This window comes from Novosphingobium tardum, from assembly GCF_042652045.1.
Classification (GTDB): Bacteria; Pseudomonadota; Alphaproteobacteria; order Sphingomonadales; family Sphingomonadaceae; genus Novosphingobium; species Novosphingobium tardum.
Genome location: NZ_JBHSDR010000005.1, coordinates 1 through 3,452, shown reverse-complemented (window position 1 = coordinate 3,452; position 3,452 = coordinate 1). Strand labels below are relative to the sequence as shown.

The window sequence follows — 3,452 nt, the reverse complement described above, 5'->3', positions numbered from 1 at the left end:
CTTCGGATATTCGAACGATTTTGACCGAGCTGATTTTTCCAGCAGTCAATACCTATTTTGGCGTTCGTAGCGCTCGCGGTAGTGTTTGAGCAGGGTGACACGCAGGCCTGCCATGCCGGAGCGCTCGATCGAGCGTTGCCACGACGCGAATTCCTCAACGCTTAGTTCATAGCGTTCGAGTGCTTCGTCGAGTGTGAGAAGAGCACCTACGACGGCTGCGACGACCTCCGCTTCGCGGCGAATGGTCCACCGACGGGTATCGACGGAAGGAAGAGCTTCGAGCGTGAGGATCTCGCCCAAGGGGCCGAGAACTTTAGCGGCTCGGATTTCCTGATTTTCAATCATGGAAAATGCGACCTCGTGACAGGTCGCCATGGTAATTCCGCGAGGTAAATGCACGGTTAGATATACTTCGGCCCTCAGCAATATATCAGCGAATAATATAAGTAGATTAGGTGGTTTGGCACCGGTGTTGCCGGATTCTTCAAATTACGTGATCTGGAGCGGCTATAATGAAGGCTGCGTAGCAATAAGGCGCGTGTCCCACCGGATTCCTCTGAGCTTGCGTCGCTACGTAACTGCACCTGTTCACGCGAGGTCACTGCCTTCTGTCCTGGATCACTCTACTTGAAGCGCGACCAATCCGAAATTTCCATTCGGTGATCATCGGTCCGAACTTGGTGTGACTCGGTTCACCAAGGACAGTCGCGGAGGGTGTAGGCCTGAAAGATACCCCGGTGCGCCAACGGATTTTACCAATGCCGGAAGGCGACTGGCAGCCAGGGGGCGACTGAACAGAAAACCTTGTCCCATGTCACAGCCGTAGCGCCGCACCTGATCGAATTGGGCTAGCGTCTCTATTCCTTCCGCGACGCACTTGATTCCCAGACTTTGTCCAAGAGAGATGACCGCTCGGGTGATTGCGGCATCCTCGTCGTCGTCAGCACCGGTGAGCTGTGTGACGAACGATTGGTCGATCTTGATCACGTCGACGGGGAACTGCCTGAGATGAGTCAGGGAAGCATACCCCGTTCCAAAATCGTCAAGAGCTACCGTCATGCCGGCGCTACTCACCAGCTTGAGCGTCCGCTCAACCTGTTCTGCAATCTGTCCGACGAAGACTGTCTCGGTCACCTCAAGCTCCAGGAGAGAAGGAGGGATGTCGGCGCGGTGAAGGCCTTCAAGCAACCGATCGCCGAAATCCCCCCGACGAAAGTCCGCAGCAGACCCGTTTATTGCCACGCTCCCAAAGCCAACGCCTGTTTCGAGCCACAACTTCATGTCAGCCAGAACGCGCGAGACCATCCGCTCGGTCAGGAGGGCAGAAAGCTCCATGTCTTCGAAAGCAGCGGCGATCTTCGCAGGTGATTGCAGGCCATGGGCGCTGTGGTGCCAACGCAGCAGCGCTTCGAATCCCGTCAGCTGGCCCGTCGATAAGTCGATCTTGGGTTGATAGAATGGGACGACACTGGCATCGTTCAAGGCTTGTCGAGCGTCGGACAACATCTTCGCTCTCTTCTCGATAGCTGTCCGCATTTCCGGCACGAAACGTCTCACTGTGGCGCGGCCTTCGGCCTTGGCCGCGTAGAGAGCGAGGTCGGCAGACTTGAGGAGCTCACTGGGGATCGCGCCATCACCGGGCCACGTGGCAACACCTGCACTTACGCTCGCCTCCACCTGGCGACCCTCGAAGAACAGCGGCAAGCGCGCGGCTTCAATCATGCCATGCATTTGATTCAGAGGATGGGGGGATTGTTCGATCAGGATCACCGCAAATTCGTCGCCCCCGAGCCGCGCAACCATGGCGTCCGCCGGCGCGCTTGCGAGCAACTGCTCGGTAATATGGCAAAGCAGTGCGTCGCCAGCCGCATGGCCCAGCGTGTCATTGACCACTTTAAAATGATCGACATCAAGCAATACCAGGGTCGCCGAACGGCGCGCGGCTTCGCGCTGAACAAGTTCTTGGAGGCGCTCGCTGAACAAGGTGCGGTTAGGGAGCTTCGTTAAAGGGTCGTGCTGTGCCGCCCAGCGCAACGCTTCTTCGCCTCTTTTCCGATCGGTGATCTCGATCATGGCGCCCACCGTATGGACAGGCTTGCCCTGAGCGTCTCTGACGATGTGCGCCCGGGCCTGGATGTCTGCGTAGGTCCCATCCTTCTTGAGGAAGCGATAATCGTTTTCCCAATGACTAGACGGCCCGGCAAGTGTCCGTTCGAGGCTCTTGTTGACTCGTTCGCGGTCGCGGGGATCGACCCGATCGGACCACCATTCTACTGAGGTGTCGAGCAGCGGAACTGGGTAGCCAAGAGTGGCAATGCCCTCACCCCAGGCAATGGTACCCGTCGCATGATCCCAGTCCCAGATCACGTCGCTGGTTACACGGGCGGCCAGTCGGTAGCGTTCCTCGCTCTCCCGCAGCGCTTTGATAACTCCGGTCAGCCTGAGTTTGTCTGCGCTCGTATGGCGGGCGAACCGCCCATCGTAATAAGCCACTGACAATGCGATAAGGATAATCAGGATTACGGCTTGGATGACGAGCGCGCTCACATCCTGCAACGCCAAAAGATTTGGGTCTGATGCCGGTAGGGCGCTCGGATTGAGGGTCGTCGCAAGGAGACTAAGAAAGTGTACTCCAAGGATGGCTGAGCACAGCAAAACTCCAGAGATGATCGGAAACTGCGCGCCAACCCGCTTTTGGCTCGTCACAACCGCCGCTGCGCCTAGCGCTATTCCGACGACGGTTGATACCCCGACACTGAGCGGGTCGAGCTTCACGATCCCCGCGAAGGTCAAAGATGTTGCTTCGACATAGTTGGCGGCCACTGCGCCAAGGCCGACCGTTAAACCCCCCAATGACGCGCTTGCCGCCCGGCTACTGAAAGTGATCGCAAAACCGGCCGTGGAGAAGACTACGGCCAGAACCACGGCAAGGAGGGCAGACCGGGGTTCAAAGCCCATGCTTGTGGCAGGACGATAGCCCAGCATGGCGGTGAAGTGGGTGGTCCAGATACCAACGCCGGTGACAAGCCCAGCCAACGCTAGCCAACCCGGGCGCCAACAATTGGAGCGGATGGCGCTGCGCTCGAGGAGGATTAGCCCGGTGACGGATGAAAGCAGGCCTATGAAGACCGACAAAGCAAGCAGGGCCAAATCGTGATCGAAAATCATAGTTTGTACCATTGGGGCAACCCCGGGCTTCTTAACGGGGTGCGTGCGCGCGCTAGGTAAAAATGCGCAACGCTCAGCACCGGCCGACTGCTTAGCGTGAGTTGGCGAGAGTGGTGCGGGTCTTCTCAAGCGGCCTTCCCAGGACACCTGCTGCTTCGTCCGCCAGCAATACGCCCGCAGCCGCGACAATGATGGACACTGCGGCATAATCAATTAGTCGACCGAAGCGCCTGCTTGCGTCCGCCCGTTCGGACGAGGAGATCGTCCGGACCTTCAGTTTCTGC

General features: G+C 58.1%; 3 protein-coding genes. All 3 read right to left on the bottom strand.

The annotated features are described in order from the left end of the window. Positions 1-45: 45 nt before the first annotated feature. Complete coding sequence (gene sciP / locus ACFO0A_RS07945; protein ID WP_379538480.1) at positions 46-345, bottom strand: CtrA inhibitor SciP; 300 nt, start codon at positions 343-345, stop codon at positions 46-48. 318 nt (positions 346-663) lie between these two features. After that, entirely contained in the window at positions 664-3,168 is a 2,505-nt protein-coding gene (locus ACFO0A_RS07940) for an EAL domain-containing protein (protein WP_379538479.1), read from the bottom strand. A gap of 91 nt (positions 3,169-3,259) precedes the next feature. Next, a partial coding sequence (locus ACFO0A_RS07935; RefSeq protein ID WP_379538478.1) for a hypothetical protein occupies positions 3,260-3,452 on the bottom strand: 193 nt, incomplete at its 5' end.

Bases quoted from the DNA above. Each gene is read 5' to 3' on its own strand.
- sciP (WP_379538480.1), bottom strand. From the start codon at position 345: ATGATTGAAAATCAGGAAATCCGAGCCGCTAAAGTTCTCGGCCCCTTG.
- ACFO0A_RS07940 (WP_379538479.1), bottom strand. From the start codon at position 3,168: ATGATTTTCGATCACGATTTGGCCCTGCTTGCTTTGTCGGTCTTCATA.